The organism is Pantoea sp. App145, assembly GCF_047947045.1.
Lineage (GTDB): Bacteria > Pseudomonadota > Gammaproteobacteria > Enterobacterales > Enterobacteriaceae > Pantoea.
This window is the reverse complement of the sequence record NZ_CP133290.1, coordinates 864,601-891,347: the sequence shown is the minus strand read 5'-3', so window position 1 is coordinate 891,347 and position 26,747 is coordinate 864,601. Positions and strand designations below refer to the sequence as shown.

Sequence of the window (26,747 nt, the reverse complement as noted above, 5' to 3'; positions counted from 1 at the left end):
ATAGCGCACAAGTGCTACACTGCGCGCGAGCTTGTCAGGAGATCCCATGGAAAATCTGCATCAACACCTGAGCCTGGCGCTAAAACAGTTGCGGCAGGCCAATGGCTGGAGTTTAACGCTGGCGGCTGCACGCACTGGCGTCAGCAAAGCGATGCTTGGCCAAATCGAACGCGGTGAATCCAGTCCTACCGTGGCGACGTTGTGGAAAATTGCCACCGGCTTTAACGTCCCTTTTTCCTTCTTTATCCAGCGTAGCGAACAGCCTCCGGGAATGGCGGCAACCTTTAGCCAGAGCAATGCACAGATGCACGCCAAATCGTTGCTGCCCTACGATGCGCAGCTGTGTTTTGATCTGCTGGAGGTGACGTTAGCGCCGGGGGCGCAAAGTGATTCTTCGCCGCATGAAGAGGGGGTGATTGAACAGGTGGTCGTGATCGAAGGCGAGTTGCTGCTGGGGGTTGAGGGTACCTGGCGCCGTTTACAGCCGGGTGAAGCCAGCCAGTTTGCCGGTGATAAACCACATAGCTACCGCAATCCACAGAGCACGCCATTGCGCTTTCACAGCCTGATCCACTATCCGCGTCGGCCATAAGGCTTACAAATTGATACGAAGGTAAACTACACAGTTTACCTTCGTATTTATATACTCGCGTTTCATTGTAAGGGAGATGTCGTCATGAGCGATCTGAACAGCGCCGCCGCAGCGCTGCGTAGCGTCAACGGCAAACTGGCCAGGCGTTTGCGTGAATCGGCACCACCGGGGGATCTCACCTGGTCGCAGGTGGCGGTACTCGGCTATCTGGTGCGTGATGGCGCGATGACCGTGACGGAGCTGGCACAGTCGGAAGGGGTGCGTACCCAATCAATGGGGGCGACAGTCGCCAGTCTGCTGACTGCAGGCATGGTGCTGGGTGAAGCCGATCCGCATGACGGTCGAAAAACCCGCTACTATCCAACCAAAGCCTGTCGTGAGCTGGTGGCAACTAATCGTGCTCAGCGTGATGACTGGCTGGTGAAAAGCATGGCGACGCTCAGCCCGCAGGAACAGCAAACGCTGCTGGCCGCTATTCCCTTACTGCAACGACTTGCCGACTAATAATCCTGAGAGGACTCAACATGGCTTTAACGACACTCGACGCCAAAACCGCCCTGATTGTGATTGACCTGCAACATGGGATTGTGGCGCTGCCAGTGGTGCATGATCCGAAAGTGGTGATCGAACAATGTGCGCGTCTGACTGATGCATTCCGCGCCAAAGATCTGCCAGTAGTGCTGGTTAACGTGGCTGGCGGTGCGCCGGGTCGTAATGAGCAGGCGCGCCACAGCGGCGAGCTGCCAGCAGACTGGGCGGTACTGGTGCCGGAAATGACGCCGCAGCCGGGCGACATCAGCATCACCAAAAAAACCTGGGGTGCATTCCACAACACCAGCCTGCACGAGCAGCTGCAACAACGCGGTGTGACTCAGGTGGTAGTGTGCGGTATCGCGACCAGCATTGGGGTGGAATCTACCGCGCGTCAGGCGTATGAATTAGGTTACAACGTCACGCTGGCCACCGATGCCATGACCTGCCTGAATGCGGATACGCATCAGAACAGCGTCGAACGCATTTTCCCGCGCCTCGGTGAAACCGGTTCAACGGCGGATGTGCTGGCGCTGCTGGGATAATTCCCGAAAAAAAGCGCGATAAATCGCGCCGCTACGATTGGTTGCATTGATTCGTAGCGGCGCGATTTTTTCGTGCAAATTTAATTACTGGAAGGCGTAGCTTACGGTCAGGCCCACGCTGTAGTTACGACCGGGTGCGGGTTCGTAATAGCGACCGTTGCTCTCGTTAACAATCACCGAACCGATATAGTTGCGGTCAAACAGGTTATCGACGCGGGTAAACGCATCCAGCGTCCAGTTCTCGCGAACCTGCCACTTGTAGCCGGTGTTCAGACCCACCACGGTGTAAGCCGGGGCTTTCACATCGTTTTCATCATCAGCAGCGATATCGCTCATATAACGCACATCGGCTCCGGCATACCAGCCGTATTCAGGCGCGTATGACAATCCGGCGTACGCCATGTTGCGCGCAATACCTGGGATGCGATTACCGTCGCAACTGTCCGTACCACAGGCGTTGCTGCGATAGCGCGCATCCAGCAGGGTCCATGCCGCTTTCAGCCGCCAGTTCTCACCGAACTGCTGATCCAGGCCCAGTTCAAGACCACGACGACGGGTTTGTCCGGCATTTTTATAGCTGGTCCGTCCGTTGCTGCTGCTATCCGCGACGATTTCATTATCCGTATCAGTCTGGAAAATAGCGGCGGTCAGCAGACCGTAACCGATACGTTTTTTAGTACCCAGCTCAACGGTATCGCTGGTGGCGGGTTTCAGACCGAGATTAAGTCCTGACTGCCCGTCAGAGCGGTAAGACAGCTCATTGATGGTCGGGGTTTCAAAACCACGTCCCGCGGAAACATAGGCGTTCCAGCTATCGTCGATGGCATATTTCAATGACGCTGCAGGCAGCCAGCGATGGTAAGTTGCGTTGCCGCTGTCATCACCGTTGCCAGGGGTGATATAGAAATCGTTGGAGTCAAAATTGACGGTGCTGAAACGCACGCCAGCATCCAGCGACCACTTATCCGTCAGTTGCCAGGCTGTTTGCAGATAAGGATCCAGATTCCACATCAGATTGCGTTCATTACGACGCATATCGCCCATCACGCCGTAATCGGTTACGCCGTTACTGGTGGTGAAGTTTTCATAGCCTTTGCGGCGTTCGGTCATGGTTTCATAATCGAGGCCGCCGGTTACCGTGAGCGGAATGCTGAACAGGGTGTCGCGATGGGTCCAGCGGGTGTCGATACCCTGGTAATGACGGGTAAGGGAAATCACGCCACCCGGATGTGCCGCGTTGGTCTGCGCACTGGCCGGAATAGACTGATACTGAGTGGTTTCACGCACACCGGCGTACATCATCACGCTCAGGTCGTCGTTTTCGCTCATCTGACGCTGATAATGCAGACCGCCCTGGGTTTGATCGACGGTTTTACGCGCGTTGTACAAAGTGACATTGCTCGCCACCTGGCGCGGGTTTTGCTCCCACTGTGCTTCCGTTAATCCGCCCGGATCCTGCGCATCCACATGAACGCTGTTGAACAGCAGCGTCAGGGTGCTGACATCATCAATACGTACGCCCAGCTTCGCGTTACCGAGATTTTTCTCTGCCGAGCTATGGTCGCGATAACCGTGTGTGGTAAAGCGTGAAGCGGAGATGGTGTAGTTCACGTCCCCGGCATGGGTACCGTCGCCGGTCGCGCCGCTGGCTTTAATGCTGTTGCGCCAGCTGCCGTAACTGCCGTACCAGCTGCTGGCTTCCAGCGTGGTAGGCTGCTGGCCGGTTTGGGTTTCGACATTGATCACGCCGCCGGACGAGTTGCCATACAGCGCGGAAAAGGGGCCGCGCAGCACTTCAACGTGGTCGATCGATCCGATGTCAACGTTTGAAGTCTGGCCCTGACCATCCGGCATGGTGGCCGGGATGCCATCGACGTACATGCGAATGCCGCGCAGGCCATAAGTGGAGCGTGAACCAAAGCCGCGCACCGAAATCTGTAAGTCCTGGGCATAATTTTGTCTGTTCTGGATTTGCAGGCCTGGTACCCCGTAAAGATTTTCCGACAGGTTAACGCGCGGTGCCGCATGGCGCATATCCTCGCCAGAAACCACGCTGACCGCTGCTGGCGTATCCAGTTCGGACAAACCAGAACCGGCGGGAGTGGCGCTGACCACCATGGTATTGCTGGCGTCATCCGCTGCCAGTAACGGTAAGGGGAACACCGCAGGCAGCGCCAGCCACAGCCCCTGACGCAGTAAAGCTATTTTCATTATGAAAGACCGTAACAAAAGAAGTGAAATGTACCGGACGGAACATTATGGCGCATATGTTAATAGTTTTTTCGCTTGTTTGAAAAGCGTTAATAGTATGACGGGTTATTGCCAACGCTCAGGTTTAAAAATGTTTTTTCACCGCACCTCTGGCCTGGCTGTGCAGCTGAATTCCTGTCAGGCTAGCGTTTTTGTCCGAAACCATAGAAGGGAATGAAGATGAGTCAGCAACCCGTAGTCGCGGTATTGGGGCTGGGCGCAATGGGCCATGCCTTTGCCGCTAACCTGTTGAAGAAAGGCTTTGTGGTACAGGGCTGGAACCGCACCCGCACCCGTGGCGAAGATTTAGTGTCTGCCGGACTGCTCCTGAGTGACAGCGCCGTACAGGCGGTGGACGGGGCGGACGTGGTGATCGCCATGCTGTCTGACGGTGAGACGACGCTCCAGGTCATCAGTGAAGCGCAAGGCGCGTTAAATCACGGTGCCACGCTGTGCCAGATGGGCACCATTGGGGTAGAAGCGACCGATGCGCTGATTGCGCAGCTGGCAGAAGCGCGTCCGGATGTGGTGTTTATTGATGCGCCGGTTTCCGGTACTAAAGCGCCAGCGGAAAATGCGCAGATTCTGGTGATGGCAAGCGGTGATCAGAGCAAAGCCCAGGCGGCAGAACAAGTGTTTGCGGCGATTGGCAAGGGCACCCAATGGCTTGGTGCTGCCGGGGCCAGCTCACGCATGAAGCTGGTGGTTAACAGCTGGCTGATTGGTCTGATGCAGAGCCTGGCGGAAAGTACCCGTCTGGCGGAGCAGTTTGGTTTCAACACTGATGACCTGTGGAAAGTGCTGGACGGTGGTCCGCTGGCCGCACCTTACGCCAAAATGAAACTCGGTATGATCGCCAGCGGCGACTTCACACCGCAAATGCATCTGATCTGGGCATTGAAAGATGCGCGTCTGGCGCTGGATGCCGCCGGTGACGCCAAACTGCCCGCGCTGGAGAACATCGTGGATGTCTGGCAGCAGGCGGTGGACGCCGGTTATGGCGAACAGGATCTGGCAGCGGTTTATCAGTTCCTGAAGCCGTAAAACGATGACGGCGGTGCTGAACTTCGATTTCACCAGCCGTCCGCTGGTGCCCTATGCCCATGATTATGCCCACGGCGATGCAGAGCCGTGGCATTACCATGACTGCGCCCAGCTGATTCACACCCTGAGCGGTGTGGTGAAGGTGGAGACTCAGCACGGCAACTGGATTGTACCGCCCAGTCGCGGTGTCTGGTTGCCCGCCGGTACGCGGCATGCGTTGCAGATTGTGGGTCAGGTGGCGGCGCGCACTCTGTTTGTTGATCCTCTGGCTCGGGCCGATCTGCCTGCCAGTTGCCAGGTGGTGCAGATCTCCCCGTTGCTGCGTGAGCTGATTGTCAGTGCGATTGCCTTGCCTGAAAGCTACTCAGCGGGCAGCCGCGCCGAGCGGATCTACGAACTGATTCTGGATGAAATCCGGGTGATGGATGTGCTGCCGTTCGGTTTCCCCTGGCCGGAAAGTGCACGTCTGATGGCGTTGTGCCAGCAGATCCAGCAGCAGCCCGGCGAAAACTGGACGCTGGCACGGGCAGCGGCAGAACTGTGCGTGGCGGAGCGCACCCTGGCGCGCCACTTCAGTCGCGAAACCGGTTTGCAGTTCAGCGACTGGGTGCGGCGGGTGCGCATCAGCGTCGCTTTAACCCGACTGGCGCAGGGCGACACGGTGCTGGCGGTGGCGCTGGACCTCGGTTATGACAGCCCGGACGCCTTCAGTGCGATGTTTCGCCGTTTACTCGGGGTTACGCCAGCGAACTACTTTCCTGCGGCAGAAAAGCGTGGGCGGCGTTAAGCAATGCCTGCAACGAGGCACGCGCTACGTCATTGTCGATACCCACGCCCCAGGCGCGCTCGCCACGACTATTCACACAACTGAGGTAGGTGACGGAGCGACTGTCACTGCGTTTGCCCAGGGTGTGTTCATGATAATCCTCAATACTCAGCGTCAGGTCATAGCGCTGGCGTAATGCGGTGACCGCGGCGGACAGCAACCCGTTGCCTTTGCCTTCCAGGCTGACCTGCTGTGTCCCTTGCTGCAGCCGGGCTTTCAGGCGCGTTTCTCCTTTGTCATCGCTATGACTTTCCGCTTCCAGCAGTCGCCGTGTCGGTTGCGTCAAACCGTAGTGTTCGCAAAACAGTTGCCACAGCGCGTGGTGGGTCATCTCCTGACCATGCGCATCGGTCTGCTGCTGCACGATACGGCTGAAGTCCTGTTGCAGGCCGCGCGGCAATTGCAGGCCGTGGTTCTGCTCCAGCAGCCATGCCGCGCCGCCTTTACCGGACTGGCTGTTAACGCGGATCACCGCTTCATAGCTGCAACCGATATCTGCCGGGTCGAGCGGCAGATACGGCATTTGCCAAATCGTTTCTTCGCGGTCAGCACGCTCGGCAAACCCTTTGCGAATCGCATCCTGATGCGAGCCGGAAAACGCGGTAAACACCAGTTCACCGGCATAAGGGTGGCGTGGATGCACCGGCAACTGATTGCAGCGCGTCACCACTTCCAGCACCTGCTGGATATCGCTGAAATCGAGTTGCGGGGCGACCCCCTGGGTATACAGATTCAACGCCAGGGTGACGATGTCCACGTTACCGGTGCGTTCGCCGTTGCCGAACAGACAGCCTTCAACCCGATCGGCACCGGCCAGTAACGCCAGCTCGGCACAGGCGATGCCAGTGCCGCGATCGTTATGTGGGTGCACGCTGATGCTCACCTGCGCGCGCTGGCTAAAGTGGCGGCAGAAATATTCAATCTGGTCGGCATAGACATTCGGCGTATTCACTTCAACAGTGGCGGGCAGGTTGATGATCATCGGTCGCTGCGCGCCAGGTTGCCAGATGGCCGCCACCGCTTCACAAATCTCCAGGGCGAATTCCGGTTCGGTAAAGCAGAAGGTTTCCGGCGAGTACTGGAAGGTCCATGCGGTGTCCGGCTGGCTTTCACAGCGGGCACGTATCTGGCGTGCACCGGCGCAGGCCAGTTCGATAATTTCTGCTTTGCTCTGGCGAAACACGCGCTCACGGAACAGCGGGGCGGTGGCGTTGTAAAGATGGACGATGGCGCGCGGTGCGCCACGCAGCGCCGCAAACGTCCGGTCGATCAGATCGGCGCGTGCCTGGGTCAGTACCTGAATGGCGACGTCGTCAGGGATGTGGTGCTGTTCAATCAGCAGGCGCACAAAGTCGAAGTCAGTTTGCGAAGCGGCAGGAAAAGCCACTTCAATCTCTTTAAATCCGCAGCGCACCAGCAGTTGCCAGAACTCCAGCTTGCGTGCGCTGTCCATCGGTGTCGCCAGGGCCTGATTGCCGTCGCGCAGATCAGTGGAAAGCCAGCGTGGTGCCTGGGTCAGCTGGCGTGAAGGCCACTGGCGTTCAGGCAGGTCAATCACCGGATAAGGACGATATTTTTCAGCGGGTTGGCTAAGCATGGGTGTTCTCCTTAGGGTCTGCTGTCAGTCTCGCTGAAGTCATAGCGCTGCGGCTCGCCCATTGCTGACAATTACCCGTGCAAAACTGACAAAAACCTGCACCCTTTGTGCGCCACGATTTGGCGAAAGCGTGGCGGACGCGTAGCATAGAACGATGTTATTTCGTTGTTATCAGCCTATGTCTCTTTCAATTTTCGATGGTCATAATGACCTGCTGCTTAACCTGTGGCTGCATCATCGTGATGCGCCCGCTCAGGCATTTTTCTCCGGCATAGAAAATGGCCACCTCGACTTCCCGCGTATGCAGCAGGGCAGTTTTGCCGGTGGTCTGTTTGCGCTATTCGTCCCGCCGCAACGCTATATCGAGCAGGTTGCGCCCCAGCGCGCGCAGGAGCGCTGGTCGCCGCTGGAGATTCTCTGGCAGCAACTGGCGATCCTGAAAACGCTGGTGGCTGAATCGCAGGGCCGTGCCCGCTTATGTCTGACCCACGCCGATATCGCCGCCTGCCGGGCGCAAGGGGTGCTGGCGATGGTGGCGCATATCGAAGGGGCCGATGGTTTTGATGGCGACGGTGACGCGCTGGCCGCGTTTTATCAGGCTGGCGTGCGCAGTATCGGGCCGTTCTGGAATCTGCCCAACCGCTTTGGCGTGGGCGTCACCGGTAACTTCCCGGGCTCACCGGACAGCGGTTCCGGTTTAACCGCGGAGGGTGGAGCGCTGATTGCCGCTGCGAATCAGCACCGCATGCTGATTGACGTCTCCCATATGAACGCTAACGCTTTCTGGGATACCGCGCGTTTATCCTCTGCGCCGCTGGTGGCGACGCATTCCAATGCCCATGCGCTGTGCCCGCAGCCGCGCAATCTCACCGATGATCAGCTGCGCGCCATCCGCGACAGCGGCGGCGTGGTTGGGGTCAATTTTGGTAATGCTTTTCTGCGTGCCGATGGTAAACGCGACACCGACACGCCACTGATCGAAATTGTTAAACATGTTGATCATTTAATCGCGATAATGGGCAGCGATCATGTGGCCTTTGGCTCCGACTTCGACGGCATCAGCGCGCCAGAGGCGTTGAAAGATGTTTCCGGGTTGCCACAGCTTTGCGCGTTATTGCGTGAAAATGGCTATGATCAGGCGATACTTGAGCAAATTACCTGGGGCAACTGGCAGCGGGTGCTGAAACAGATTTGGGGGGAATAACACAATTCCCTTACCTAATCGGGGTTGATCTGTACGTCACATTGGCGCAACATCAGCCCGCGTTGTGTATTGCGATCGGGATCACAAATCCTGGTGCAAGCATTCCATGCAGAGTTCGCTCTGCGTTATGAGACTTAGAGGAAGAATATTATGTGGAAAAAACCTGAATTTGTTGACCTGCGTCTGGGCCTGGAAGTGACTCTGTACATCTCCAACCGCTAAGACTTCTGCCCGCCACCTGCGCGGGCATTTTGTTTTCCTTCTCCGGTCATTTCTCATGTTTATTAAAGTTCTCGGTTCGGCGGCGGGCGGTGGTTTTCCGCAGTGGAACTGTAACTGCGCCAATTGCAGCGGCCTGCGCAATGGCACGATCCAGGCTCAGGCACGCACTCAGTCATCGATTATTGTCAGCGATAATGGTGAAGATTGGGTGCTGTGTAACGCCTCTCCCGATATCAGCCAGCAGATTGCCCACACGCCAGAACTGAATAAAAAGGGCGTCCTGCGTGGCACGGCGATTGGCAGCATCATTCTTACCGACAGCCAGATCGACCATACCACTGGCTTACTCAGCCTGCGTGAAGGTTGCCCGCATCAGGTCTGGTGCACGCCAGAAGTGCACGCCGATCTCACCAGCGGCTTCCCGATTTTCACCATGCTGCAACACTGGAACGGGGGGTTGCAGCATCACGCGCTGACACCACTGGAACCGTTCCGCGTTGATGTCTGCCGCAATCTTGAATTCACCGCCATCCCGATCCTGAGCAATGCGCCGCCGTATTCGCCATTCCGCGATCGTCCGCTGCCGGGCCATAACGTAGCGTTGTTTATTACTAACCACGCCAATGGTCAGACGCTGCTGTATGCGCCGGGCCTCGGTGAACCGGATGCGGTGATTATGCCGTGGCTGCAAAAAGCCGATTGCCTGCTGATTGACGGTACCGTCTGGCAGGATGACGAGCTGCTGACCACCGGCGTCGGTAAAAATACCGGCAAAGCCATGGGGCATTTAGCGCTTTCCTCAGCCCAGGGCATGATGGCGCTGCTGGGGTCGTTACCGGCCAAACGCAAAATTTTGATTCATATTAACAACACCAATCCCATCCTGAACGAGCAGTCACCGCAGCGCCAGTTCCTGACGCAGCAGGGCATTGAAGTGAGCTGGGATGGAATGGCGATTCATCTGCAGGAGTCTTCATCGTGATTATTACTGAAGCCCTGACGCCAGCCGCCTTCGAACAGGCACTGCGCGCCAAAGGTGCCTATTATCATATTCATCACCCGTACCATATCGCTATGCACAATGGCGAAGCGACGCCGGAGCAGATCAAAGGCTGGGTGGCGAACCGTTTTTATTACCAGACCAATATTCCGCTGAAAGATGCGGCGATCATGGCGAACTGCCCGGACCCGGCAACACGCCGCAAATGGGTGCAGCGTATTCTCGATCATGATGGCAGCAACGGTCATGAAGGCGGCATTGAAGCCTGGCTGCAACTGGGCGAAGCGGTGGGGCTGACGCGTGAAGAATTGCTGTCAGAGCAGCATGTGCTGCCTGGCGTGCGTTTTGCGGTGGATGCGTACGTCAACTTTGCCCGCCGGGCCAACTGGCAGGAAGCGGCCTGTAGTTCGCTGACCGAGCTGTTTGCACCGCAGATCCACCAGTCGCGTCTCGACAGCTGGCCACAGCACTATCCGTGGATTAAAGAGGAAGGTTATTTTTACTTCCGCAGCCGCCTGAGCCAGGCGAATCGCGATGTGGAGCACGGTCTGGCGCTGGCGCTGGAGATTTTTACCAGCGCTGAGCAACAGAATCGGATGCTGGAGATTCTGCAATTTAAACTCGACATCCTGTGGACTATGCTCGATGCCATGACCATGGCCTATGCGTTGCAGCGTCCGCCTTATCATACGGTCACCGACAAGGCGGCCTGGCACACCACCAGACTGGTATAAAAACATGAAAGATAACCTGATCCCTGCTTTCCGTCGCGGCTATCGTCTGCAATGGGAACCCGCGCAGGAGAGCCATGTGGTGCTCTATCCGGAAGGGATGGCGAAACTGAATGAAACCGCCACTGCCATTCTGGAGCTGGTAACGGGCAAACAGGATGTCGCCGCCATTATCACTACGCTGAACGCACGCTTCCCGGAGGCAGGTGGTGTGGATGAAGACGTGAAAGCGTTTTTGCAGTCAGCCGTTGAACAAAAATGGATCCAGTGTCGTGAACCCGAATAAACCCGGCATTACGCCGCCGCTGTGGCTGCTGGCCGAGCTAACCTATCGCTGCCCATTGCAGTGCCCATACTGCTCGAATCCGCTCGATTTTGCCCAGCAGGAAAAAGAGCTGACCACTGAACAGTGGATTGAGGTGTTCCGCCAGGCTCGCGCCATGGGCAGCGTGCAGCTCGGTTTTTCCGGTGGCGAACCCCTGACGCGTAAAGATTTGCCGGAGTTGATCAAGGCCGCGCGCGATCTCGGTTTCTACACCAACCTGATCACCTCAGGTATTGGCCTGACGCAGAACAAGCTTGATGCCTTTGCTGACGCCGGTCTGGATCATATCCAGATCAGCTTCCAGGCCAGCGATGAAACGCTGAACGCCGCACTGGCTGGCTCGAAAAAAGCCTTCCAGCAGAAGCTGGAGATGGCGAAGGCGGTAAAAGCGCACGGCTATCCGATGGTGCTGAATTTCGTGCTGCATCGCCACAACATCGACCAAATCGATAAAATTATCGATCTGTGTATCGAGCTGGAAGCGGATGACGTGGAACTGGCAACCTGTCAGTTTTATGGCTGGGCGCATATCAACCGTCAGGGCCTGCTGCCGACGCGTGAACAAATCGCGCGAGCGGAAGCCATCGTGGCGCAATATCGCCAGCGCATGGAGGCCAGCGGCAATCTCACCAATCTGCTGTTCGTCACCCCGGATTATTACGAAGAGCGTCCGAAAGGCTGCATGGGTGGCTGGGGATCGATCTTCCTCAGCGTCACGCCGGAAGGCACGGCACTGCCATGCCACAGCGCGCGCCAGCTGCCGGTGGAATTCCCATCCGTGCTGGATCGCAGCCTGGATGACATCTGGTATAACTCGTTTGGGTTTAACCGCTATCGGGGTTATGACTGGATGCCGGAGCCGTGCCGTTCCTGTGACGAGAAAGAGAAGGACTTCGGTGGTTGCCGTTGCCAGGCCTATATGCTGACCGGCAATGCCGACAACGCCGACCCGGTGTGCAGCAAGTCGCCGCATCATGACAAAATCCTCGAAGCCCGGCGCGAAGCCAGCTGTAGCGATATCAAAATCGCCCAGTTGCAATTCCGCAACCGCACCAATTCACAGCTGATCTACAAGCAGCGCATTCTGTGATGACCACGCGCAGCCTGCGGCTGACGAACGGCCTGTGTTGCCATTTACATCATCAGCCCGATGCTCGCGCCGCCGCAGCGCTGCTGCGCGTGGAGGCGGGTAGCTTGCAGGAGCCGGACCGCTGGCCGGGGCTGGCGCATCTGCTGGAGCATCTGCTGTTTTGTGGCAGTGAGGGCATCACAGACGACCAGCGCCTGATGCCCTGGGTGCAGCAGCAGGGCGGTCAGGTCAATGCCACCACGCAGCTCAGTCAGAGCGCTTTTTTCTTTCAGGTTGCGGCCAGTGAACTGGAAGCGGGCGTGGCGCGGCTGGTGGCTATGCTGGAGGCACCGTTACTGACGCCCGCAGCGATTACGCAGGAAAGCGCGGTGATCGACGCCGAGTATCGCTTGTTGCAGCGTCATGCTGAAACCCTGAGCGAGGCAGCGTTGCTGGATATGCTGGCTGCCCCCCACGAATTTCAGCGTTTTCGCGTCGGGAGTCAGGCAGTTTTTGGTGACAATGTCACCAGGCTGCGTCAGGCGCTGTGTGCCTTCCATCAGCAGTTCTATGTCGCGGGCAATATGACGTTGTGGTTGCAGGGGCCGCAAACGCTGGATGATCTGGCGGCGCTGGCGGAACGTTATGGTCAGCAGCTGTTACCTGGCGCGTTGCAGGCGTCGCCGGTATCCCCACAACCGACAGCGGTGCGCCAGCGTCTGCTTCAGTTGCCTGGCAGCGAAAGCTGCTGGCTGACGCTGCTGTTGCCGGGTGAGATGGCATCGTTGCGTGATGAAATCAGCCAGTTACGTCGTTTCTGGCTGGATGAAGCGCCCGGTAGCCTGCTGGCGCAATTACGTGCTGCGGGGTTGTGTGAAGATCTGAGTATTCAGTGGCTGTGGCGCGATGCACAGTACAGCTGGCTGGCGTTAAAGTTCACCGGACAAACCCTCACAACGCAGCAGGCACGGCATATCCAGCATCACTTCCGCCAGCATCTGCGCGCCCTGGCGCAAACCAGTTCGGCGCAACGTCAGCATTATCAACAGCTGGCGCGGGAGGATTTCAGCCAACTGTCACCGCTGGAACAACTGCGCGGCCGCGCGCTGGGTTTTGCGCCGGACGTATCGTGTGACTTTTCCGGCGTGCTTAACGCCTTGCAACAGATGCCCCCGCTGGTGCTGCTGACGCAACGCCAGCTGGCGGCTACATTGCATCAAACCCAGGGATTCAGCGTATCGGTTGCTGACTGGCCCGCAGAGGCCAGCGAGCATGTAGAAAGTTTGCCGTTCTGGTTTTATCCGCAGGCAGAGGCGCAAGCTTCCCGTGCGCTGCCTGACCGTGTCTTTCCGTTACTGAACGTGAACCCGGTTCAGCCGCAGGAGACCCTGCTACTGCGTCCGGCGTTTTACCAGCCTTGCAGCGATGAAGATGGCGAGGCGCGGCAGCGTTTGCTGCGTCCGGTGCTGGCTGCGCTACGTCATGCAGGCGGGCGTGGCAGCTGGCAGCTGTTACAGGGCATCTGGCAACTGGTCATGCACCTCCCCAACGATGACGATGCTGCGCTTGCGGCGGTGGCTCAGGCGGTGCAGGCGCTCAATATGCCCTCTGAACCTCAACCCGTCAGGGCTGCGGAAGGCATTGCGATTCGCCAGTTATTATCGGCATTGCCGCAGCAGTTGATCACCCCGCGATCCTCAGCGCGTTGGCAGGCTGCGTGGTGCGGCCAAAGTACCGCGTTGCGTGCTGGTGTAGCGCGGGCGCTGAGTGATCTCCCGGAGGGAGCGACCTCCCCGGCACCTCGCTTAAACCATGGTGTGACCGCCATCCCGTGCACAGGCAGCGATCAGGCGCTGCTGGTGTTTATCCCGCTGAGCGAGGCTGATGATGACGCGCTGGCGGCATTACGCGCGCTGGCGTTGATCTATGAACCGCGTTTTTTTCAGCAGTTACGCGTGGAGCAGCAGATCGGTTATGTGGTGACGGCGCGTTATCAGCGTGTAGCAGATGTTGATGGCATCCTGTTGGCGTTGCAGTCGCCCGATATTCCCTGGCGGGAACTGCTTGGCCATTGCAAACGCTTTCTGCGCACGCTGGATATCTCTGCCGCGCCATTTGAAGCTTTGCAGCAGACGCTGCTGCTGCAATGTGTTGTGAGTGACAATGCGGATGCTGCACTGAGTGCGCTGCGTCAGCAGCAGGGTTTACCCGAACTGACCAGCACGGCGATCCGCCAGTTGGAAAGGGCGCAATTGCAGCAATTGCATCAGCGCCTGCTGCGGCAACGTCGGCGCTGGCGGATTTTATTGGCGATAGGCCAGCCATGAAACTGTCCCTGGTGTGAATTGTTTCATATTGATATTGCTGAATTTTTTTGAAAATTTCGTCCAAAACTCTTCACTGTTCCTGCGCCGCATAATCCCGGACACTCTTCGGTATATTCTGAACCAAGAGGAACAACTGGTGAAAAACGTTACCCGCTTTGCGCTGCCCCTGCTGGCCGCTGCCACCCTGTATGCACCGCTGTCACAGGCTGCGGCTATGCACTACGATCTGAACCCGGAACACACATCAGTGATTGTGACCTGGACCCATTTCGGCTTCTCGCATCCGACTGCGGATATCCCGAACAGCAAAGGCACCCTGGTGTTTGATAAAGACCATCCGGCACAGTCACGCGTTGATGTTACGTTGCCAGTCAGCCAGATCGACACCCACGTCCCGGCACTGACCAAAGAATTCCTCGGCAAAGAGTATTTCGATACCGCGAAATATCCTTCAGCGGTATTCCACAGCACCAAAGTGGTGGCGAAGGGCGACAACAAGTTTGATGTGGAAGGGAATCTGACCCTGAAAGGCATCACCAAACCGGTAACGCTGCACGCCACGCTGAACCAGCAGGGCGAGCATCCGATGGTGAAGAAACAGGCGATTGGTTTTGATGCCACCGGCACCATCAAGCGTTCTGACTTTAAGCTGGATAAATACGTGCCGGCAGTCAGCGACGATGTCACGCTGACCATCTCGACCGAAGCTTATGCCAAATAATTGATACTGTAGCGGCGCGATAAATCGCGCCGCTACAGGTTGGTGTCGTGCTTATTCGGCCCAGAACTTCTTCTTACTGGTTTTGCCGATGCCCGGATTACACGTGTTGGTGGGATCGAGCTGTTTCCAGTGCTCCACATGTTCGCAGGATGCGTGGTACAAATGGCCGACGTTATGTTCTGCCGGATACTTCGCCCCGCGCTGCTCCAGATACACTTTCACCGCTTCTTTGAACGCCTTCGCATCCACACCCGCCTTCAGCACATAATCCTGATGATTAACGTAGCAAAAGAAATGCCCGCAGCAGGAATCGACCTGCACCTGCTCAGCCAGATGGTCTGGCAGGGTTAAGCGCCATGCATCGTCATTACGGCGCAGCGCCACGTCGAATGCCACCAGACGCTCATTCGGGTTATAACCGAGGGCATCACAATAGGAGATGGTGCAGCCGCCCACGCCAAAACGCACCAGAAAGGCATCCGCCGCTTCTCGGGCATCGCAGTGGAAAAAGCCGCCGCTGTGGCTGGCGAAAAACGTCTCCAGCAAGGTCTGCAATTCAGCGGTTTGTGCCGATTCCACCTTAATCATCAGATGATGTTCATATTCGCTGCGGTAATCCATGATGCGCGGTGCCACGAAGCGCGGCGTGATCTGGTTGAAGAATTGCAGCACCCGATCAACAAAATTGCGGGGCAGAAATTTCAGATGGCTGACGCGCACATCCCATTTGGCTTTATTCGCCATCAGACGCGGCAGAGCCTGCGGACCGAGCTTACGAATCGCCAGATACATATGCTTGGCGTAGCGCACGGTGAGGTCAAAGGCGTGGCGATGGATGTACTCCGCCTGCACCGGTAACTCGCTCATCTGCGTCAGCAGATAGCGGCGCAGGGCCACCAGCACCGCTTCATCATTGGTGCCGATATAGAAGGTGTCGCTGCCTGCACTGGCTTCAAAGGTGGGGAGACGGACGGCAAAGACCACCACTTTGCCTGCACTGCCGGAGCTGTCATGCAGGTATCGAATATCACCGTTAAAGCGGGAAGGGCTGTCGGCGGTGACGTCACGCAGGCGCTCGGCGTAATCCTCCGCCCAGATTTTGCCCTGCCAGTCCGGCTGCTCGCCAGTCTGATACTGCTGGCGAGTCAGATTGTCCAGCATGGCTTCCGGCGTGTCACCGAGGTCAATACCCAGATGGTTGACCATCTCCAGTCGGCCATCGTCATGGATGCGAGCAAACAGTGATTTCTCGGTAAATGCCGGACCGCGACGAATCAGCGAACCGCCGGAGTTGTTGCAGATGCCGCCGACCACGGACGCACCAATGCATGAAGAACCAATCACCGAGTGCGGTTCGCGCCCCAGCGGTTGCAGAGTCTGCTCCAGTTCCGTCAGGGTAGTACCAGGGAAGGCAATCACCTGACGTGCCTCGTCGATCACCTGCACACCTTTCAGCTGGCGCGTGCTGGCAATCACCACTTCACGATCATAATCGTTGCCGTCTGGCGTAGATCCGCCGGTCACGCCGGTATTCGACGCTTGCATCAGAATAATGGCGTTATGCGCCACGCATACCTGAAGAATTTGCCACAGTTGCGGTAATGTCTGGGGCAGCACCACGGCCAGCGCCTCGCCGCGCCCAACGCGGAATCCTTTGGTGTACCAGGCTTTATCATCAGAATGGGTTAACAGCTGTTTTTCACCTACCACGTCACTCAGTTGACGCAACATTTCCTGCGGGGATGTCATGTTTTCTCTTCTGTGTCATGTGTCTGCTGGGTTATTGGACAGGCGCAGATGGCGGAATGTCAATGATTGATCGGTAATGACGTTAAAATAACGCACGGAAGCATTATCCCTTTATCTTCCGCGGAGAAACCGCAGCGTAGCGATAAAAATGCGCGGGTTATCACAAAATAGATTTAAAGAAAAAAGACCCACTAAGGGTTAAATATCCCCAGCCATTTTGATAGTCAAAATAAATATAACATCATGAAAAATATAATAATTACCGGAATGGGGAATAATTTATCATGTGATATAAATCACAGAAATTGGCGTTCAAGGCACCGTGTCAACAATCTGAGTGAATAAATACGTAGTGAAAATGTGATCTTCATTGCAAATATAATCCCTCTTCATCGGAAGAATGAATCACAGAAGCACAGCGTGAGGAGTGGGAACAATGAGAATTGGCATGGTGATCAGTGGTGGTGATGTTACCGGCATAAATAATTTTATTTTTCAGATTTCTCGTTTAACGCAGGCAGAAATGGTGTTATTTAACGGCGGCATTCCGGGTTTGCTGGAAAATAAACATCAGGAGATGGCGCAACGTGATTTAGTGGATTACGCCATCGCCGCCATTCCGGTAATGCAGTCGGGCAGGCCGACACGGAAACTCATTCGGCCAGAATATGAGTCTATTGCCAAACAACTTAAATCACTGCGTATCGATGTGCTGATTATGGCGGGTGGTGATGGTTCGCTGCAATTTCTGCATACGCTGAGTGAATTTGGTGTGAATTGTTTTGGCGTCGGCATGACAATTGACAATGACGTATTCGGCAGCGATTACACCATTGGTTTTTCCACCGCCTGCGAACAGGTATTAAAAGAAGTTACGAAGTTACGTAATACCGGCCGTGGTTTGCCGGGGCGGGTATTTATGGTGGAACTGCTGGGGGGCTACTGTGGTGAGTTAACGCTGCAATCGGCGATTAAATCGAATGCGGATTTTGCTCTGATCCCGGAATGTCAGATTCCGTTGCAGGAGCTGGCGCAGCGCGTCTCGCAGCGTCTGGCGGAACAGAATAGCGTGGTGATTCTGTGCTCTGAAGCCTACACCCGTGAATATTCACCGGGGTTTCAGGGGGCGATTGATACCTTAATTAAACAACTGGAACCGATGATTGGCGTGCGTATCCGTAAAACCATCATCGGTTATGGCCTGCGTAATGGCGATCCCACCTGTGAGGAAATTTACCAGGGGACCATTATGGCCAGTGAAGTCGCGCGTTGTATTCAGTCGGGAATGCGCAATAAAGCGGTCATTATTAATGGCAGCAATAAACCGATACCCATTGATTTAATAAGCATGAAAAAACGCCTGGTCGACACCGAAGGGCATCATTACAAACTCGCTAAACAACTGCATATTCTGTGAGGAGATAGCCATGCTGAAAATATTATGTGTATGCGGATGTGGTCTGGGATCCAGTTTCGCCATCGAAATGAGCGCCAAAGCAGTATTAAAGAAGTTGGAAATCGAGGCGGATATTGATCACACCACCATTTCCGAAGCTAACGCATTTAAATCCGACATCATTTTAACCCAGAAAGCATTTGCCGATGTATTAAATGCCGATGCCAGCCCGGAACAAATGAAGCGGGTGATTATTCTCAACCGGTTGACGGATAAAGCGGAAATTGAGCAAAAAATCGTGGCATTTATGAAAGAGCACAACATGAAGGTTGCTAACCATGAATAGTGTGATCAACTTCCTGGTAAAAGATCTGCTGGGGCAGGCATCGATTCTGATTGCCTTTATTGCCCTGGTCGGTTTGTTACTACAAAAAAAATCAGCAGGCAAGGTGGTGGAAGGCACCTTTAAAACGCTGCTCGGTTTCTTAATTATGATGGCCGGTATCAACATTATTGTTGGCACGCTGACCTTCCTCAACACCATCTTTACCCACGGCTTTGGCATGCAGGGTTATATCACCGACGTTGCTGCGATTGCCGGGTTAGCGAACCGCGAGCTGGGTTCAGAAGTGGCGCTGACGCTGTTGGTGATCTTTATCGTCAACATCATTATTGCCCGTCTGACACCGTTCAAATACATCTTCCTTACCGGACAGGCGCTGCTGTGGATGGCGACCATCGGTGCGGTGATCGGCTACAAAGCGGGGCTGACAGGCTTACCTCTGATCCTTACCGGCGGCATTTTTGGTGGCGTAATGGCGGTGGTGATGCCCGCGCTGGCACAACCCGTGGTGCGACGCATTACCGACTCGGACGACGTTGCCCTCGGCCACTTCTGCACCATTGGCTATCTGGTGACGGCGGCGGTGGCGAAGGTGGTGGGTAAAGGATCGCGTTCTACCGAAGACCTGAAGCTGCCGGATAACTTCAAATTTCTCCAGGACACCTATTTGTCGATGGCGGTGGTGATGGTGCCGATGTACCTGATCCCGGCGGTGGCAGCAGGCCCGGCATTTATTGCCCAGTACAGTAACGGTATGAACTACCTGATGTATGCCTTTATGCAGTCGATTCAGTTCGTGGCCGGGGTGTTTGTGTTGTATAGCGGCGTGCGTCTGCTGCTGAATGAGCTGGTCCCGGCATTTCGCGGCATCGCCATGCGCATCGTGCCGGATGCCAAACCGGCGCTCGATTGCCCGGTGATGTTCCCTTATGCGCCAAACGCGGTGATCGTCGGCTTCCTTGCCACTACCCTGGGTTCCGTCGTCGGCATGCTGGTGTTCCCGATGTTTGGTCTGGCGATGATTTTGCCCGGCCTGCTGACTAACTTCTTTGCCGGTGGCACGGCCGGGGTGTTTGGTAACGCACTCGGCGGTCGTCGTGGTGCGATGATCGGCGGTTTTGTCCACGGCCTGTTTATTACGCTGCTGCCCGCGATTCTGGTGCCGATGCTGGAAAGCTACGGTTTCACCGGCGTGACCTTCAGCGATTCGGATGTCATCAGTACCGGCCTGGTACTCGGTCATGCGTTCCAGAATAACTGGCTGTTCGTCGCCCTGTTTATTGTCTTCATCACCCTGATCGCCTGGTTTGTTAACGGAAAATCTACGAAACCTCACGAGGAAAATATTCATGAAACTTTATAACTTTACCGATCTGTTACAGGTGGCTAAACAACGTGAATTTAAAGCGCTCGGATCTTTTAATTTGCACTGTCTGGAAATGTTACCGGCTTATTTTAAAGCGGCAGAAAAAACCAACAGCCCATTAATGATTCAGATCTCCACCGGTACGGCGAAATATCTCGGTCATAAATTGCTGGTCGATGCGATTTGCTCACTGGCAGAAAGTAAAAATGTACCCACCTGCCTGCATCTCGATCACTGTTCTGATCTTGATGCGATCCAGACAGCGCTGGATGCGGGTTTCAGTTCGGTGATGTATGACGGTTCGCATCTGCCGATTGAAGAGAATATTTCCAATACGCGTAAAGTGATTGATATGGCGCGCCCGTTACATGTGTCGGTCGAAGCGGAACTGGGGGCGATTGGCGGCTCAGAAGATGGTAAATCGGTGGAAATGAACGAAACCTCATTCACCACGGTTGACGATGCTAAACGCTTTGTGGATGAAACCGGCGTCGATATGTTAGCCATCTCCATCGGCACAGTGCATGGTCTCTACACCGGTAAAGCGCATATCCAGCATCAGCGCCTGGCAGATATCACCGAAGCGACTCATACGCCGCTGGTGCTGCACGGTGGCACCGGCGTCAGTGATGAAGATATGCGTCTGGCGGTGCGCAGCGGCATTGAAAAAGTGAACGTCGGCACAGAAATGAACGTGCAATGGGTGGCGCGCTGTAAACAGACGTTCGAAAAGGGCAAAGTAAACGACAGTGTGCGCAATTTTCTGGTGCCCGCTAACGATGCCGTTACTGATGTATTGGTCGAAAAAATTCAGTTGTTCCGCTGAGCATCTTTCATGACGTATTAACCTGAGGTGCCCTGGCGCCATTCGGGGCAGGAGACGCTATGTTTGGATTCAGGAAAAAGGCCGCTGAGAATAAAGGGGCGGACGAGCAGGAAATAGATCGTCAGGCTGAAAGCATCAGCGAGAAAATAACCACACTGGAGCAGGAACTGGCAAATAATCCGCGCGCGGGTGAAACGCAAAAACAATTAATGCTGGAATATAATCGGGCATTAAGTTTATTTGCTAAAAGCCGCCGTTTTCGTCAGGAGATTGATCCGCTGTTCGTCAAAATCGATGAGCTGCGCAATACCATTCGCAAATCGATTTAAGGAGGAGGCATGAGCATCAAACAACTGTTGCAGGAGGCGAATGCTATTCAGGTGGGCATTGACGCCCGCGACTGGCGCGAGGTGATTACGCTGGCTGCACAGCCACTGGTCAGCGGAGGGTATGTCAAAGCCTCCTACCCGGAGGCGGTGATCGCCAACACCCTGACGCACGGCGCGTACTATGTGTTTGAAGAGGGGATTGCTATCCCCCACGCGCGACCGGAAACCGGCGTGCTGAAGGATTGTTTCAGCCTGATGGTGCTGGAGGAACCGATATCCTTTGCCGGGAGTGACAAGGCGGATATTGTCATCATGTTCGGTGCGCGCGATAGCAACGCGCATATCGAAGAGGGGATTCGCGCCATTGTCACCCTGCTTGAGGACGAAGAAACGCTGGTGAGGCTGCGCAAGGCCGCCAGTGCCGCGGAGGTCATCGACATCCTATGACGACGCTCACTGAAGAGAAATGTGTGGTGCTGGTCAACGGCATCCCGGCTTCCGGCAAAAGCACCCTGGCGCGCGGTGTGGCGCAGCGCTTTGGCTTACCGGTACTGACGCTGGATAGTCTGAAGGAACCCTTTATGGCCAGCTTTGCGCCGGTGGATCGCCTGCGTAATCGTCAACTTGGCTGTGCGGCCTATCAGGCGATCTGGAAGATCGTCGCCCAGGCACCGGCCAGCTGTGTTTACCTGATTGATGCGTGGTTTGGTTTTCAGCCGAAAGCGGTACTGGAGGAGGGGTTGCAAAGTGCAGGGGTGACGCGGGTGCTGGAGCTATGGATGGCAATCTCACCGGATGAGGTGGTGGCGCGCTATCAGGCGCGCCTGGCACAGCGAATGCCGGGGCATCCAGGGGCAGAATACTTACCCGAGCTGCGGCAACTGGCTGAACGCGCGCAACCGATGGCGCTAGGTCCGGTGTTGCAGCTGGATGCCTGCGCACCGGACGAGGCCGCTGCACAGGCGTGGTTACAACGTCAGTTGCAGCGTCAGCCTGCGCGTTCGCTATCGGTATCCGGGTGAAAAAAGGTGGTCAGCAGGGCGCTGAGTTGCTGATCGCCTTTGCGGTCCGCCGCCAGCTGGCGACAAATATCCCCCAGTGCCTGATAGAGGCGATCGGTTGCCAGCTCACCCTGGTTGAGCGTGGCAATCTCATCCATTTCCGCCGCCCAGCGCCAGGCTTTTGGCAGCATATCCGGGGCGGCTTTTTCCATCCTTTTCAGCATGGCTGCCTGGCTTTCTGCCATCTCTTCACGTAACGCATCGGCCGCGCCAACCCGGCTGGCATTAATCAGCATCGCCGACGTGAGCAGGGTGATGCCTTTATTGATCCCGGCATAGGACATCTTCAGCGCCGATGCCGCCCCGTTTTCCGCAGTCATGATCCGCACCCGCAGGCCCAAATCGCTCAGTGCTGCCAGCTGGCTGGCATGCGGACCGGAAAACCAGAAGCGTGGCCCGGAGGGATTGTTCTCTCCCGGCGGCAGACCAATGATCGCGCCATCGACAAAAGGTGTGCCAGTGGCCTCAATCACCGCTGCCACCTGGAGCAGCGTTTCCGGGCTGATGGCGTTGCAATCGACGTACAACGGTTTACGTGTGGCGGCGGCTAAGTGTGGTGCCATCTGCTGCGCCCAACTGAGAGCCGATTCCGGCGGCAGGATGGAAAAAATAATATCCGCCTCGCATAGCGCGGCTTCACTGGCATCGTTGATCTGTGCGGCACGCGCGCGTTGTTGGGAATCGGCAGAACGCTGGCTTAACGGGCTGATGACGCGGGCACCGTGCCGGGTCAGCACTGCCGCAACTGCCGCGCCCATTGCACCCGGTGCGGCAAAGGCAAGGGTTTTCATGATGTGATCTCACGGGAGTTAAAGAATTGAGTGTGGCTGTATTTTGGTCTGACGGACGTCACTCTTTGGTTACAAAGCATGTTTCGTCAATGCAGATACGCCAGCATCCACCAGGCTTTTGTGATGCTGATCTCAATTTATCGTGCAACATGGAGAATGTTATGAAAATCGATCTACACGGCAAGACAGCGTTAATCACCGCATCCACCGGCGGCATTGGTTTTGCCATCGCTCAGGGCCTGGCAGAGAGCGGGGCAGAAGTGGTGCTGAATGGACGCAGTGAGGAATCCGTTAGCCGGGCGCGGGAAAAACTTAACGCGGCGGTTGTCGGGGCCAAAATTCACACGGTGATTGCGGATTTGGGCAGTGCGCAGGGCGCGGATACCTTGCTGAAGGGACTGCCCGCGATTGATATTCTGGTGAATAACGCCGGGATTTACGGTCCGAAGGATTTTTTTGCCACCGACGACGACACCTGGGAAGCGTACTGGCAGACCAACGTGATGTCTGGTGTGCGACTGTCGCGGGCATTGCTGCCGGATATGGTGAAAAAAGGCTGGGGTCGCGTGGTATTTATCTCGTCTGAATCGGCACGTAATATTCCGGCCGACATGGTGCATTACGGCGTGAGCAAAACCGCACAGCTGTCGCTGGCACGCGGGCTGGCGAAAGTAGTAGCGGGTTCCGGGGTGACGGTGAACAGCGTATTGCCCGGTCCGACTATCTCCGATGGTTTTGCCAGCATGATGGAAGCCGAGGTGAAACGCACCGGCAAATCGCTGGAGACGCTGGCAAAAGAGTTTGTGATGAGCCAGCGTCCGAGTTCGGTGATCCAGCGCGCCGCCACCGTCGAAGAGGTGGCGAATATGGTGGTGTATGTCTGCTCAACCCAGGCATCGGCGACATCCGGTGCCGCGCTGCGCGTCGATGGCGGCGTGGTGGATGATATTGTGTGATGATGACATGGGTCACCAGCCAGGGTGACCCAGCGTTAGTCTGCATAGAATAATATCTGCACAGTAAGTTCTCTGCGGTGCAAAAGCGAAAGATTATGTCTAAATTCGAAAGCCGTCCGCCTCTGACTTCACTATATTCACCTTATCATTACTAATTCTACCAACACGATGAGCCAATATGTCAATCCTGTCCAACGCGATTAATTCCTTTGTGCGATGTATAGATACGAATTCTTATAAAAATAATAATGAAGAAGCGAAACCTGAACGAAGCTTAATAAGTCATGATAATTTTCCGCATGATATGATTTTATCTGCCGATGGGATATCGAAACGGTTAGAATCTTTCAATAATATCATCCTCGATGACCAATCAGTCACGACTATCAGAAGCCAGGTTTATGACCACCTTGAACAGGTTGCGTTTACAGCCAATAATGAGAAAAAGAAGGAATATCAGCAACAGAAGGAAGAGTATGATCAGAAGGTGAAAAATGGCGAACCGGTTGATTTGAACAACCCCCCACAGAAAAAGTATGACCTCTCAGCCCTGTCGGCAATCACCTTGTTATTTAAAAATCGGGGCTTCAGTTTTCCTGAGCTATCAACTATTCGTGACTTACGGATCTATTGCCAGAAGCATGGTAAGTTCGGAGAGAACCCGAGTTTTATGCCTGGTGATTTTTATGGTTTTAGTATCATAGCGGCGCATAATGTCGCCAAGCAAATTGTCATTGATGAGAATAAACATATCTGTGAACTGAATTTGGAAGGTCTGATAGATATTGTTGATGCAAAACAACCGGCAAATAAAGCGGAAGAGAATATCAGAAAGTCCATTGCACAGCTGGATAATGAGATTTTCCAATGGTTAGAAGGTAAATCTGATGAACTGCCTCACATTCTCTCATTGGAAAAAAATGAAAACCAGGCAGAAAGAATCTTCAATATTAAAAATTAACAGGGCCAATCGGCCCCGTTTCTCTCTTATCCGAGAAAATCCTCACGCTGCGGAGTAAAGGTATCCAGCAGCGTGCCTGCCTCCAGACAGACGCAGCCATGCACCACATCGGGGGCTTTATACAGCGTATCCCCGGCGCTGACTTCTTTGGTGACGCCATTGATGGTGAAAGCAAAGCGACCAGAAAGTACATAGGTCAGTTGCTCGTGCGGATGATGATGCAATGGGCCAACAGCCTCAGTCTCAAAATGTACTTCAACTGCCATCATGCGGCCGCCGTGTGCCAGCACCCGGCGGGTGACACCATTACCCAAATCCTCAACCTGTGTGGCATCGCGGTAGATAAACATGGTTGCTCCTCGCGTATTGTCTCGCTGTTGTGTGAGCGATCTCACAACTAAAAAGGGTTTTCACTGCTGCATTTTAGCGTCCTTTGATTAAAATGAAACGGTGTTTCAATTTAATGTGAAGGATGGATCATGAAAATTGCGTTAATGATGGAAAACAGCCAGGCAGCGAAAAACGCTATCGTACTGAAAGAACTGGAGTCAGTGGCACAGCCGCTGGGCCATCAGGTATTTAACGTTGGCATGAGCGACGAGCAGGATCATCATCTTACCTATATTCATCTCGGTATCATGGCCAGCGCGCTGCTGAACAGCAGGGCGGTGGATTTTGTTATCGCCGGTTGCGGCACAGGCCAGGGTGCACTGATGTCGCTGAACATCCATCCCGGCGTGGTGTGCGGCTACTGTATCGACCCGGCCGACGCGTATTTGTTTGCTCAAATTAACAATGGTAATGCGTTGTCGCTGCCTTTCGCTAAAGGCTTCGGTTGGGGCGCGGAACTCAACCTGCGTTTTATCTTTGAAAAAGCCTTTACCGGTGAGAAAGGGCTGGGTTACCCACCGGAGCGCAGAGAGCCGCAGGTGCGTAACGCCGGGTTGCTGAACCAGGTAAAAGCAGCGGTGAACAAGGAAAATTATCTCGATACACTGCGCGCCATTGCCCCGGAACTGGTGAAAACTGCCCTGAGCGGTCCGCGTCTCCAGCACTGCCTGTTCGAACATGGACAAAACGACGAGATCGTGCGTTTTGTGCGTGAGGTGGTGGCCTGATTCGGGTTTTTCCATAAACGACGCGTGATAAATCGTGCCGCTACAACCTGTTCGGAACCGTAGCGGCGCGATTTATCGCGTATGACATCACGCCATTATGGACCGCACCTGTGGATGCCGGCTCGCCTCCACCAGCATCTGCGTATAGGGCACCGTCGCGTTACCCGCCACCAGCGCATCCACTTCCAGCGTTTCCAGAACCCTGCCGTGCTGCATCACTGCCACGCGATGGCACAGATGTGCCACCACCCCCAAATCATGCGTCACCATCAGGTAAGTCAGGTTTTGCTGTTGTTGCAGATCACTCAATAAATTCAGAATTTCAGCCTGTACTGACACATCCAGCGCGGAGGTGGGTTCATCCAGTAACAACACGCGAGGTTCCAGGATCAGGGCGCGGGCGATCGCCACGCGCTGGCGCTGTCCGCCAGACAGCTGGTGAGGATAGCGCGTCTGCCAGGCGCGGTTCAGCCCCACTTTCTCCAGCATGGCAATCACCCGCTGCTGACGCTGACCGATGCCGTGAATCTGCAACGGTTCCTCCAGAATATCGCCGATGGTATGGCGGGGATGCAGTGAACCGTAAGGATCCTGGAACACCATTTGTACCTTGCGGCACAGATTCCGTGCGATGCGATGGGCCAGTGGCTGGTCATCAATCATCAACTCGCCCTGCCAGTGGGTGAACAACCCGGCGAGGCATTTCAGCACCGTAGTTTTCCCGGAGCCGGATTCGCCCACCAGGCCAAAAATCTCCCCGGCACGTACCGCCAGGTTGACGTCGAACAGCACCTGATGGCGCTGCTCATCTTCGCCAAAACTGAGGTTGAGATTACGTACCCCGATCATCTGTTTCATGTCTCTCTC

Annotated in this window: 29 protein-coding genes; 23 read left to right on the top strand and 6 right to left on the bottom strand. The window is 55.5% G+C overall.

Translation table 11 applies throughout. The features are described from left to right. Window positions 1-46: 46 nt before the first annotated feature. The 3 genes from RCF31_RS03990 to RCF31_RS03980 all read left to right on the top strand — a co-directional run bounded on the left by RCF31_RS03990 (window position 47) and on the right by RCF31_RS03980 (window position 1,668). Window positions 47-592: a helix-turn-helix domain-containing protein gene (locus tag RCF31_RS03990; protein ID WP_299452711.1), complete on the top strand. Its 546-nt coding sequence runs from the start codon at window positions 47-49 to the stop codon at window positions 590-592. A gap of 84 nt (window positions 593-676) precedes the next feature. Continuing rightward, a complete protein-coding gene (locus RCF31_RS03985; RefSeq protein WP_416412577.1) occupies window positions 677-1,096 on the top strand; it encodes a MarR family winged helix-turn-helix transcriptional regulator in 420 nt (139 codons plus the stop codon). Between the two features lie 20 nt (window positions 1,097-1,116). Then, entirely contained in the window at window positions 1,117-1,668 is a 552-nt protein-coding gene (locus tag RCF31_RS03980) for an isochorismatase family protein (protein WP_299452716.1), read from the top strand. 84 nt (window positions 1,669-1,752) lie between these two features. Here RCF31_RS03980 and pqqU read toward each other — a convergent pair whose 3' ends face one another. Continuing rightward, entirely contained in the window at window positions 1,753-3,879 is a 2,127-nt protein-coding gene (gene pqqU / locus RCF31_RS03975; protein ID WP_299452719.1) for a TonB-dependent receptor PqqU, read from the bottom strand. A gap of 219 nt (window positions 3,880-4,098) precedes the next feature. On the opposite strand from pqqU, the gene RCF31_RS03970 reads away from it, so the two are divergent. Next, window positions 4,099-4,962, top strand: coding sequence for an NAD(P)-dependent oxidoreductase (locus RCF31_RS03970; protein ID WP_416412576.1), 864 nt, complete (start codon window positions 4,099-4,101; stop codon window positions 4,960-4,962). A 4-nt stretch (window positions 4,963-4,966) separates the two neighbouring features. After that, window positions 4,967-5,749: an AraC family transcriptional regulator gene (locus RCF31_RS03965; protein WP_416412575.1), complete on the top strand. Its 783-nt coding sequence runs from the start codon at window positions 4,967-4,969 to the stop codon at window positions 5,747-5,749. On the opposite strand, the gene leuA is transcribed toward RCF31_RS03965, so the two are convergent. Beyond that, a complete protein-coding gene (gene leuA / locus RCF31_RS03960; protein WP_416412574.1) occupies window positions 5,700-7,385 on the bottom strand; it encodes a 2-isopropylmalate synthase in 1,686 nt (561 codons plus the stop codon). The two genes, RCF31_RS03965 and leuA, sit on opposite strands and share 50 nt — an antisense overlap. 178 nt (window positions 7,386-7,563) lie before the next feature. Here leuA and RCF31_RS03955 point away from each other — a divergent pair, with 178 nt between their 5' ends. The 8 genes from RCF31_RS03955 (at window position 7,564) to RCF31_RS03920 (ending at window position 14,984) form a co-directional block, all read left to right on the top strand. After that, window positions 7,564-8,589: a dipeptidase gene (locus RCF31_RS03955; protein ID WP_416412573.1), complete on the top strand. Its 1,026-nt coding sequence runs from the start codon at window positions 7,564-7,566 to the stop codon at window positions 8,587-8,589. 150 nt (window positions 8,590-8,739) lie between these two features. Continuing rightward, window positions 8,740-8,811, top strand: coding sequence for a pyrroloquinoline quinone precursor peptide PqqA (pqqA, locus tag RCF31_RS03950; protein ID WP_010617686.1), 72 nt, complete (start codon window positions 8,740-8,742; stop codon window positions 8,809-8,811). 55 nt (window positions 8,812-8,866) lie between these two features. After that, entirely contained in the window at window positions 8,867-9,793 is a 927-nt protein-coding gene (pqqB, locus tag RCF31_RS03945; protein ID WP_084874515.1) for a pyrroloquinoline quinone biosynthesis protein PqqB, read from the top strand. Next, complete coding sequence (gene pqqC, locus RCF31_RS03940; RefSeq protein WP_084874518.1) at window positions 9,790-10,545, top strand: pyrroloquinoline-quinone synthase PqqC; 756 nt, start codon at window positions 9,790-9,792, stop codon at window positions 10,543-10,545. Before pqqB ends, pqqC begins: the two co-directional genes overlap by 4 nt. A 4-nt stretch (window positions 10,546-10,549) precedes the next feature. Beyond that, a complete protein-coding gene (gene pqqD, locus RCF31_RS03935; protein ID WP_416412572.1) occupies window positions 10,550-10,828 on the top strand; it encodes a pyrroloquinoline quinone biosynthesis peptide chaperone PqqD in 279 nt (92 codons plus the stop codon). Further along, window positions 10,815-11,957: a pyrroloquinoline quinone biosynthesis protein PqqE gene (gene pqqE / locus RCF31_RS03930; protein WP_416412571.1), complete on the top strand. Its 1,143-nt coding sequence runs from the start codon at window positions 10,815-10,817 to the stop codon at window positions 11,955-11,957. The genes pqqD and pqqE overlap by 14 nt, the downstream gene beginning before the upstream one ends. After that, window positions 11,957-14,263 carry a pyrroloquinoline quinone biosynthesis protein PqqF gene (gene pqqF, locus RCF31_RS03925; RefSeq protein ID WP_416413209.1) on the top strand — a complete coding sequence of 769 codons (2,307 nt, stop codon included), beginning with the start codon at window positions 11,957-11,959 and terminating at the stop codon, window positions 14,261-14,263. Before pqqE ends, pqqF begins: the two co-directional genes overlap by 1 nt. A gap of 136 nt (window positions 14,264-14,399) precedes the next feature. Beyond that, window positions 14,400-14,984 carry a YceI family protein gene (locus RCF31_RS03920; RefSeq protein WP_310617028.1) on the top strand — a complete coding sequence of 195 codons (585 nt, stop codon included), beginning with the start codon at window positions 14,400-14,402 and terminating at the stop codon, window positions 14,982-14,984. A 51-nt stretch (window positions 14,985-15,035) separates the two neighbouring features. Here RCF31_RS03920 and dld read toward each other — a convergent pair whose 3' ends face one another. Beyond that, a complete protein-coding gene (gene dld / locus RCF31_RS03915; RefSeq protein WP_416412570.1) occupies window positions 15,036-16,733 on the bottom strand; it encodes a D-lactate dehydrogenase in 1,698 nt (565 codons plus the stop codon). 436 nt (window positions 16,734-17,169) lie between these two features. On the opposite strand from dld, the gene RCF31_RS03910 reads away from it, so the two are divergent. From RCF31_RS03910 to RCF31_RS03880, 7 genes are read left to right on the top strand one after another with little or no spacing between them, the layout of a single operon-like run. Continuing rightward, window positions 17,170-18,150 carry a 6-phosphofructokinase gene (locus tag RCF31_RS03910; protein ID WP_313683437.1) on the top strand — a complete coding sequence of 327 codons (981 nt, stop codon included), beginning with the start codon at window positions 17,170-17,172 and terminating at the stop codon, window positions 18,148-18,150. A gap of 10 nt (window positions 18,151-18,160) precedes the next feature. Then, a complete protein-coding gene (locus RCF31_RS03905) occupies window positions 18,161-18,475 on the top strand; it encodes a PTS sugar transporter subunit IIB (RefSeq protein WP_084874535.1) in 315 nt (104 codons plus the stop codon). Then, complete coding sequence (locus RCF31_RS03900) at window positions 18,468-19,835, top strand: PTS sugar transporter subunit IIC (protein ID WP_208714967.1); 1,368 nt, start codon at window positions 18,468-18,470, stop codon at window positions 19,833-19,835. Before RCF31_RS03905 ends, RCF31_RS03900 begins: the two co-directional genes overlap by 8 nt. Further along, window positions 19,822-20,664, top strand: a complete 843-nt coding sequence (locus tag RCF31_RS03895) for a class II fructose-bisphosphate aldolase (protein ID WP_299452748.1) — start codon at window positions 19,822-19,824, stop codon at window positions 20,662-20,664. The genes RCF31_RS03900 and RCF31_RS03895 overlap by 14 nt, the downstream gene beginning before the upstream one ends. 59 nt (window positions 20,665-20,723) lie before the next feature. Continuing rightward, window positions 20,724-20,993 (top strand): hypothetical protein, encoded by a 270-nt coding sequence (locus RCF31_RS03890; RefSeq protein WP_416412569.1) that lies wholly within the window; start codon window positions 20,724-20,726, stop codon window positions 20,991-20,993. Window positions 20,994-21,002: 9 nt separating this feature from the next. Then, window positions 21,003-21,440 (top strand): PTS sugar transporter subunit IIA, encoded by a 438-nt coding sequence (locus RCF31_RS03885; protein WP_299452753.1) that lies wholly within the window; start codon window positions 21,003-21,005, stop codon window positions 21,438-21,440. Beyond that, the gene (locus RCF31_RS03880) at window positions 21,437-22,015 is read left to right on the top strand and encodes an AAA family ATPase (protein WP_416412568.1); all 579 of its coding nucleotides are present in this window, start codon (window positions 21,437-21,439) and stop codon (window positions 22,013-22,015) included. Before RCF31_RS03885 ends, RCF31_RS03880 begins: the two co-directional genes overlap by 4 nt. On the opposite strand, the gene RCF31_RS03875 is transcribed toward RCF31_RS03880, so the two are convergent. Next, the gene (locus RCF31_RS03875; RefSeq protein ID WP_416412567.1) at window positions 21,982-22,845 is read right to left on the bottom strand and encodes a DUF1932 domain-containing protein; all 864 of its coding nucleotides are present in this window, start codon (window positions 22,843-22,845) and stop codon (window positions 21,982-21,984) included. The two genes, RCF31_RS03880 and RCF31_RS03875, sit on opposite strands and share 34 nt — an antisense overlap. A gap of 161 nt (window positions 22,846-23,006) precedes the next feature. Between RCF31_RS03875 and RCF31_RS03870 the strand changes: the two genes are divergently transcribed. After that, window positions 23,007-23,801 (top strand): SDR family NAD(P)-dependent oxidoreductase, encoded by a 795-nt coding sequence (locus tag RCF31_RS03870; protein WP_416412566.1) that lies wholly within the window; start codon window positions 23,007-23,009, stop codon window positions 23,799-23,801. 178 nt (window positions 23,802-23,979) lie between these two features. Next, window positions 23,980-24,762, top strand: coding sequence for a hypothetical protein (locus RCF31_RS03865; RefSeq protein ID WP_416412565.1), 783 nt, complete (start codon window positions 23,980-23,982; stop codon window positions 24,760-24,762). A gap of 26 nt (window positions 24,763-24,788) precedes the next feature. Here the strand turns inward: RCF31_RS03865 and RCF31_RS03860 are convergent, their stop codons facing one another. Next, complete coding sequence (locus RCF31_RS03860; protein WP_416412564.1) at window positions 24,789-25,112, bottom strand: cupin domain-containing protein; 324 nt, start codon at window positions 25,110-25,112, stop codon at window positions 24,789-24,791. 129 nt (window positions 25,113-25,241) lie between these two features. On the opposite strand from RCF31_RS03860, the gene RCF31_RS03855 reads away from it, so the two are divergent. Further along, on the top strand, window positions 25,242-25,880 hold the full coding sequence (locus tag RCF31_RS03855; protein WP_416412563.1) for an RpiB/LacA/LacB family sugar-phosphate isomerase: 639 nt from the start codon (window positions 25,242-25,244) through the stop codon (window positions 25,878-25,880). Window positions 25,881-25,967: 87 nt separating this feature from the next. Here the strand turns inward: RCF31_RS03855 and RCF31_RS03850 are convergent, their stop codons facing one another. Further along, the gene (locus RCF31_RS03850; protein WP_416413207.1) at window positions 25,968-26,729 is read right to left on the bottom strand and encodes an ABC transporter ATP-binding protein; all 762 of its coding nucleotides are present in this window, start codon (window positions 26,727-26,729) and stop codon (window positions 25,968-25,970) included. Window positions 26,730-26,747: the final 18 nt, after the last annotated feature.

Coding starts and splice junctions, on each gene's coding strand:
- RCF31_RS03970 (WP_416412576.1), top strand. CDS start 4,099: ATGAGTCAGCAACCCGTAGTCGCGGTATTGGGGCTGGGCGCAATGGGC.
- pqqD (WP_416412572.1), top strand. CDS start 10,550: ATGAAAGATAACCTGATCCCTGCTTTCCGTCGCGGCTATCGTCTGCAA.
- RCF31_RS03865 (WP_416412565.1), top strand. CDS start 23,980: ATGTCAATCCTGTCCAACGCGATTAATTCCTTTGTGCGATGTATAGAT.
- RCF31_RS03885 (WP_299452753.1), top strand. CDS start 21,003: ATGAGCATCAAACAACTGTTGCAGGAGGCGAATGCTATTCAGGTGGGC.
- RCF31_RS03955 (WP_416412573.1), top strand. CDS start 7,564: ATGTCTCTTTCAATTTTCGATGGTCATAATGACCTGCTGCTTAACCTG.
- RCF31_RS03880 (WP_416412568.1), top strand. CDS start 21,437: ATGACGACGCTCACTGAAGAGAAATGTGTGGTGCTGGTCAACGGCATC.
- RCF31_RS03855 (WP_416412563.1), top strand. CDS start 25,242: ATGAAAATTGCGTTAATGATGGAAAACAGCCAGGCAGCGAAAAACGCT.
- pqqB (WP_084874515.1), top strand. CDS start 8,867: ATGTTTATTAAAGTTCTCGGTTCGGCGGCGGGCGGTGGTTTTCCGCAG.
- RCF31_RS03890 (WP_416412569.1), top strand. CDS start 20,724: ATGTTTGGATTCAGGAAAAAGGCCGCTGAGAATAAAGGGGCGGACGAG.
- dld (WP_416412570.1), bottom strand. CDS start 16,733: ATGACATCCCCGCAGGAAATGTTGCGTCAACTGAGTGACGTGGTAGGT.
- RCF31_RS03980 (WP_299452716.1), top strand. CDS start 1,117: ATGGCTTTAACGACACTCGACGCCAAAACCGCCCTGATTGTGATTGAC.
- RCF31_RS03895 (WP_299452748.1), top strand. CDS start 19,822: ATGAAACTTTATAACTTTACCGATCTGTTACAGGTGGCTAAACAACGT.
- RCF31_RS03900 (WP_208714967.1), top strand. CDS start 18,468: ATGAATAGTGTGATCAACTTCCTGGTAAAAGATCTGCTGGGGCAGGCA.
- RCF31_RS03905 (WP_084874535.1), top strand. CDS start 18,161: ATGCTGAAAATATTATGTGTATGCGGATGTGGTCTGGGATCCAGTTTC.
- RCF31_RS03985 (WP_416412577.1), top strand. CDS start 677: ATGAGCGATCTGAACAGCGCCGCCGCAGCGCTGCGTAGCGTCAACGGC.
- RCF31_RS03850 (WP_416413207.1), bottom strand. CDS start 26,729: ATGATCGGGGTACGTAATCTCAACCTCAGTTTTGGCGAAGATGAGCAG.
- RCF31_RS03875 (WP_416412567.1), bottom strand. CDS start 22,845: ATGAAAACCCTTGCCTTTGCCGCACCGGGTGCAATGGGCGCGGCAGTT.
- RCF31_RS03870 (WP_416412566.1), top strand. CDS start 23,007: ATGAAAATCGATCTACACGGCAAGACAGCGTTAATCACCGCATCCACC.
- RCF31_RS03910 (WP_313683437.1), top strand. CDS start 17,170: ATGAGAATTGGCATGGTGATCAGTGGTGGTGATGTTACCGGCATAAAT.
- pqqU (WP_299452719.1), bottom strand. CDS start 3,879: ATGAAAATAGCTTTACTGCGTCAGGGGCTGTGGCTGGCGCTGCCTGCG.
- RCF31_RS03990 (WP_299452711.1), top strand. CDS start 47: ATGGAAAATCTGCATCAACACCTGAGCCTGGCGCTAAAACAGTTGCGG.
- RCF31_RS03965 (WP_416412575.1), top strand. CDS start 4,967: ATGACGGCGGTGCTGAACTTCGATTTCACCAGCCGTCCGCTGGTGCCC.
- RCF31_RS03860 (WP_416412564.1), bottom strand. CDS start 25,112: ATGTTTATCTACCGCGATGCCACACAGGTTGAGGATTTGGGTAATGGT.
- leuA (WP_416412574.1), bottom strand. CDS start 7,385: ATGCTTAGCCAACCCGCTGAAAAATATCGTCCTTATCCGGTGATTGAC.
- pqqF (WP_416413209.1), top strand. CDS start 11,957: ATGACCACGCGCAGCCTGCGGCTGACGAACGGCCTGTGTTGCCATTTA.